The sequence below is a fragment of the Rhodococcus sp. T7 genome, from assembly GCF_009872365.1.
Lineage (GTDB): Bacteria > Actinomycetota > Actinomycetes > Mycobacteriales > Mycobacteriaceae > Rhodococcus_F.
The window spans coordinates 530,304-535,699 of record NZ_WXYH01000389.1 but is presented as its reverse complement, the minus strand read 5'-3'; the positions used below and the strand labels follow the sequence as shown (position 1 = coordinate 535,699).

Sequence of the window (5,396 nt, the reverse complement as noted above, 5' to 3'; positions counted from 1 at the left end):
CCGACTACCGTGAGACACCGGTCCTCGCTGAGGCCGGAACCAGATAGCCGAGCCTCCGTAGAACCCGGGGCGATTCAGCCACCTCAGTACCGTCCAACACCAGCAGGGTACGACCCTGTACCGACAAGGCGGCCTCGATATACCCGAACCCGGTCGGGCCTCTCCCACATGTGGAGTTCGGTGCGTTTGCCATTCAGGCCGGAACCGATCTCCCTGACCGTGTCCGACACACTCACACCACGTCTGCCACACTCGTCACCGCCCGCCCCGCCTGGCACAGGTGGTCACCGAGACCCTCCCCCCACAGCGGAGGTGACCCGAGTGGGCCGTGAGGACGCGTCCAGGGTGGCGGAGGAGCTCTCTCGTGATGGCATCGCCCGGGTATCTCGAGGAGTGCGAAACTCGGGGGTGTGCGTCAGCGATGAGCACGCGGCGCGGTTGCTGGCGGCGCCCTGGCACACCGTGCGGGATGCACTGTTGGCGGGCATCACTGTCGAGCACGGCCGGGCGCTAGGGGAGATGTGGCGGCAGGTTGCGGCCGTGACGATGCGGTTTCCGGCGGCCGCCCCGCTGATATTGACGGGGCCAGATTCTGGATCGTTCGGGACACGGTAGCGGCCCGGGAGGCCATCTCGGGCGGACTGGAGGCATTCCCGGATCACACCTTCGTCAGGTGATGGAGCAGATGCTCGATGCCGGATTGACGGCTCTTCCCAGATGAGGGTGTAGGTCGGCCGGGCGCGTCGGTCCGCAGATAGACGTCGAGGTCTCCCGACGATGGAGGTTCCTACGCCATCCATCCGAAAGACCTCGACGTGACCGACACAACCCCGCCGGCCGGCTTCGGCCGCCCTGACCTGACCGCCTTCGCTCGACTCGACGGCCTCGGTCTGAGCGTGACCGGACAACGACTTGAACCGGATCGTGCGGTCCTAGCGTGCCGCGTGGTGGAACCAGATCAGTGGTGCCGACGGTGCGGCAGCGAAGGCGCTGCTCGTGACACCGTGATCCGGCGGTTGGCCCACGAGCCGCTGGGCTGGCGACCGACCGTGCTGGAAGTTGTAGTGCGCCGCTACCGCTGTGCCGACTGCGGACACGTGTGGCGCCAAGACACCAGCGCCGCTGCGGAGCCACGCGCGAAGCTCTCGCGCACCGGGCTGCGGTGGGCGCTGGAAGGGATCGTGGTCGCACACCTCACCGTCGCCCGTGTCGCCGAGGGACTCGGGGTCGCGTGGGACACCGCCAACAACGCGGTCCTGGCTGAAGGCAAGCGGCTGCTGATCAACGACCCCACGCGGTTCGAGGGCGTGAAGGTCATTGGCGTCGATGAGCACGTCTGGCGCCACACCAGGCGTGGCGACAAGTACGTCACCGTGATCATCGACCTCACCCCGGTCCGCGATGGCGCCGGCCCAGCAAGGCTGCTGGACATGGTCGAGGGCCGGTCGAAGGCGGCGTTCAAGACCTGGCTCGCCGACCGCGACGACGCCTTCCGTGACGCGGTCGAGGTGGTCGCGATGGACGGCTTTACCGGGTTCAAGACCGCCGCTGCAGAGGAGATCCCGGACGCGGTCACGGTGATGGATCCCTTCCACGTCGTGCGCTTGGCCGGTGACGCCCTCGACAGGTGCCGGCGCCGGGTCCAACTCGCGATCCACGGGCACCGTGGGTTCAGGGACGACCCGCTCTACAAGTCGCGGCGCACGCTGCACACCGGCGCGGACCTGCTCACCGACAAGCAGAGCGACAGGCTACGCGCGCTGTTCGTTGATGACGCTCACGTCGAGGTCGAGGCGACCTGGGGTGTCTACCAGCGCATGATCGCCGCCTATCGCCACGAGGACCGGCAACGTGGCCGCGAGCTCATGAAGAAGCTGATCACCGACCTCAGCGCCGGCGTCCCCAAGGTGCTCACCGAGCTCACCACCCTGGGCCGGACCCTGAAGAAGCGAGCCGCTGACGTGCTCGCCTACTTCGAACGACCCGGCACCAGCAACGGGCCGACCGAGGCGCTCAACGGACGGCTCGAACACCTGCGCGGCTCCGCACTCGGGTTCCGCAACCTGACCAACTACATCGCCCGAAGCCTGCTCGAGACCGGCGGCTTCAGACCCCAACTCCTACACCCCCGATTGGGATGAGCCCAAAAAGGTTCTGCCCCGTGATTCCTCGCGCTTGCGCAGGCTGACGGCGCGCATGGCGAACGACTCGCGCTCGCGCGCGTAGCGAGGACGAAGGGCACCACGCGGCGGCGGACAATCGTCGTATCGAATGAACCGTAGCTGGGGGAAGGGGACAGCCGTGTCCGAGTATCCATCGACCGAACAACGCTTCGCGGGCGGCACCTCGATGGCGGCGGCAGTCATCATGGTCACCGTCGGCATCATCCAGTTCTTCCAGGGCATCGCCGCCGTCGCCGAGAACGAAGTGTTCGTTGCCGGGCTGGACTACGTCTGCAAGTTCGACCTCACCACCTGGGGCTGGATCCACATCGTCCTCGACGCGCTCGTCGCGATCGTCGGCCTCGCCCTGTTCACCGGCGCCGGATGGGCTCGGGTATCGGCGATCATCGTTGCCGCGATCTCGATTCTGGCGAACTTCCTGTGGCTGCCGTATTACCCGGTGTGGTCGCTGGTGATCATCGCACTCGACATCGTCGTCATCTGGGCCGTCTCGACCTGGAATCCGGAAACGGTCTCGGGGAACATTGCGTAGCGGCACGCCCCGCTTCTCACCCTTACCGGCCGGGATTCGTCCTGGATCCGACGCACCTAATGGTCGGGGTGCGATCGCCGGACGGACGGCATGCCGTCAGACCCGAGCGTTCATCAGACCCCGAACAGCTGCAGAGCACGGCCCGGCGGAGTGCACGATGACGCGGATGACGATTCCCAGCAGCCGCCCTGACCGGTGGGCGTCGATGTGCCACCTGGCCGGGAAAACCACCGAGACGACCACCAACGCCCGCGTCCATGCCGACCTTCCGCTCACTGAGCGTGTATCCGACACTCACCGAGCAGATCGAGGCTCGCGGGTTCCCTGCGAGGAACCTGCTCCTCCCAGTAGGTACCCGATCGGTGTTGCGGAAACTGCGAACTACTCATGCGTCGACGACCCTTCGACCCCGCGGAGCGCATCTAGTCCCCACGAGATCACGCCCGATGGCGACCCGTGGTGCCCTGCAGCGACGCGCCCTGACCTTCTTTCCGTTGTAGTGGATCGACCCCACCGATTACCTGGGGCGAGGACTTATGGGGCTGTTCGCTTTTCGTCGCACTGCCCCACGTGACTGCCCGCATCCCGGGCACTCAACCGCCGGAACCGGCGCTGTGAAGGGGCGGCACGATTCTGCTGAGCGCACCTGACGGAAACGGACCGCGGTTGCCCCTCAGCTCGTGTTGCTCCGGAATTGGTGGGCGGTGAGCAGCACGCGGTCGAACCGGGTCCGGAAGGCTTCCGGCGGGACCGCGGCAGCGGCGGGATCGCCGACCGCGGTGACCAGGTTCTCGGCGATGGTGCGCAGTTTGGTGTTGGTCTCCTGGGAGCGCCAGATGAGGATGTCGAAGGCCCGCTCCGCGGGGATGCCGTAGACGAGCATCAACACGCCCTTGGCCTGTTCGATGACCGCCCGGGACGCGGCAAGTTCGGCGACCGCTTCGTCGAGCGATTCCTGCAGTACGGTCTCCAGGGACTCGCTGACGTCGATGTAGAACCCGGACGTGCCGACCACCCGGTCGTTCTCGCGGAGCTGGTCCCCGACGACGATCACATGGTGCACACGCCCAGCGGTGTCGATGATGCGGTGTTTGCTGCTGAAAGGTTGTCCCTCGTCGATCATCTTCTCGAAGATCGCGGTGACATGGCGGAGGTCGTCGGGGTGTTTGTGCGAGAGCAGCAATTCGGTGGTGGGAGTTTTCTCGCCGGGGCGGTAGCCGTGCATCTCGGCAACCGGGTCGGACCATTCCCACCGTTGGCCGTCGAGGAGGAATCGGAAGCTGCCGACCCGCTGCGGTGTACCCGATCCGAACAGTGCATCGAGTTTCACCGCCACCACCCGCGCGTGGGGTCCGTCACGACCGGTCGGCGGTGTCACGTCCGAGTTCCTCGGCGCTCGCGCAGGTGTCGGTGGTGGTGCAGGTGAGCATGTGGAGGAGGTCGGCACGAGATCCTGCCCGGAGGATGCGACGTTGCCGCACAGCCCCGTTACCCGCACCGAGGACACACTCGACGGCGCAGCGGACGGTCCGGTAATCGCCGGTGCGCTCGAGCGCCGGACGTACATGATCGACAAGCCGCGCGGTCGCCTCGCGCGCCGAGATCAGGTGTCCGGACCCGGTGTCGAGGGCGTATCCGTTCACCCCGTCCCGGGCGGCGCGCCAATACGCCGCCCGCAGCAGAGCGGGGTCGAGCACCGGTGCCTGTTGCCCGCTGTGGACAGCACCGAGGGCGGTGGTGACCAGCGCGCGCACCAGCGCGGCGAGGAGCACCGTTTCCTCGACGGTCGCGGGGACGTCGCTGACCCGCACCTCGAGGGTGGGCAGGTGCGCCGACAGGCGCACATCCCAGTAGACCATCGCCGTGTCGAGGATGACCTCGTTGTCGAGCATGTCCGCGACCACGGTGTCGTAGTGCTGCGCGGAGCGGAAATACGGGGGTGGCCCGGCACTGGGCCACCGCGACCACAACACGTGCCGCCAGCTGGCGTATCCGGTGTCGCGGCCGGCGAAGACCGGTGAGTTTGCGGTCAGTGCCAGCAGCACCGGCAGCCAGGGACGTAGATGGTTGCTGACCTGCACCGCGAGGTCCCGGTCGTCGAGTCCGACGTGAACGTGACAACCGCAGATGACCTGCTCCCCGAGAAGGCCGAAATGCTCGATCCTCCGCTGATAGCGAGGAAGCGCGGTGATCGAGGTCGGGGGCGGACCGAACGGGGGTACCCCGGTCGCGAGCACCGCGACGCCCACCGCGGAGGCTGCGGCCGCCACCTGTGCTCGAGTACGCCGGAGCTGGTTTCCGAGATCGGTGAGGGTGGTGCACACCGGGGTGGCGGTTTCGATCTGGCACCGCGACAATTCGAGTTGCAGTTCGGCGCCGCAGCGTCGGGCGGCGGCGGCGACCGCGGTGTTACCCAGGAACGGGGCACCGGTGCCGGGGTCGGCGAGCACGAACTCTTCCTCCACCCCGATCGTCGGCGTGGAACCGGCGGTTCCGGCACCGGCAGCACCGATCGGATTCGCTGAAAGTGTCGACACCGTTGTCCGCTCCTGCCCGACCGCCCTGAAACCCGGGGCCATCCCCAGCCTGGCACCCCCACCCGAGCGAAGAACCGGATCGGCATGGAAAAGGGACTTAAGTCCCTGCGGGGTGTCGACGTCACACCTGGTGACTGTCCGCCA

4 protein-coding genes are annotated in these 5,396 nt (G+C 67.1%); 2 read left to right on the top strand and 2 right to left on the bottom strand.

Translation table 11 applies throughout. From position 1 onward, the window contains the following. The first annotated feature begins 815 nt into the window (after positions 1-815). Positions 816-2,141 carry an ISL3-like element ISPfr2 family transposase gene (locus MLGJGCBP_RS46530; RefSeq protein WP_160097897.1) on the top strand — a complete coding sequence of 442 codons (1,326 nt, stop codon included), beginning with the start codon at positions 816-818 and terminating at the stop codon, positions 2,139-2,141. A 130-nt stretch (positions 2,142-2,271) separates the two neighbouring features. Next, positions 2,272-2,715 carry a DUF7144 family membrane protein gene (locus MLGJGCBP_RS46525; protein WP_442972115.1) on the top strand — a complete coding sequence of 148 codons (444 nt, stop codon included), beginning with the start codon at positions 2,272-2,274 and terminating at the stop codon, positions 2,713-2,715. 673 nt (positions 2,716-3,388) lie between these two features. Here the strand turns inward: MLGJGCBP_RS46525 and MLGJGCBP_RS46520 are convergent. Both MLGJGCBP_RS46520 and MLGJGCBP_RS46515 read right to left on the bottom strand, forming a co-directional pair. Continuing rightward, complete coding sequence (locus tag MLGJGCBP_RS46520; protein WP_442972109.1) at positions 3,389-4,093, bottom strand: PAS and ANTAR domain-containing protein; 705 nt, start codon at positions 4,091-4,093, stop codon at positions 3,389-3,391. Continuing rightward, positions 4,071-5,252: a carboxylate-amine ligase gene (locus MLGJGCBP_RS46515; protein ID WP_236581200.1), complete on the bottom strand. Its 1,182-nt coding sequence runs from the start codon at positions 5,250-5,252 to the stop codon at positions 4,071-4,073. The genes MLGJGCBP_RS46520 and MLGJGCBP_RS46515 overlap by 23 nt, the downstream gene beginning before the upstream one ends. Between the last annotated feature and the right edge of the window lie 144 nt (positions 5,253-5,396).

Bases quoted from the DNA above. Each gene is read 5' to 3' on its own strand.
- MLGJGCBP_RS46525 (WP_442972115.1), top strand. From the start codon at position 2,272: ATGAACCGTAGCTGGGGGAAGGGGACAGCCGTGTCCGAGTATCCATCG.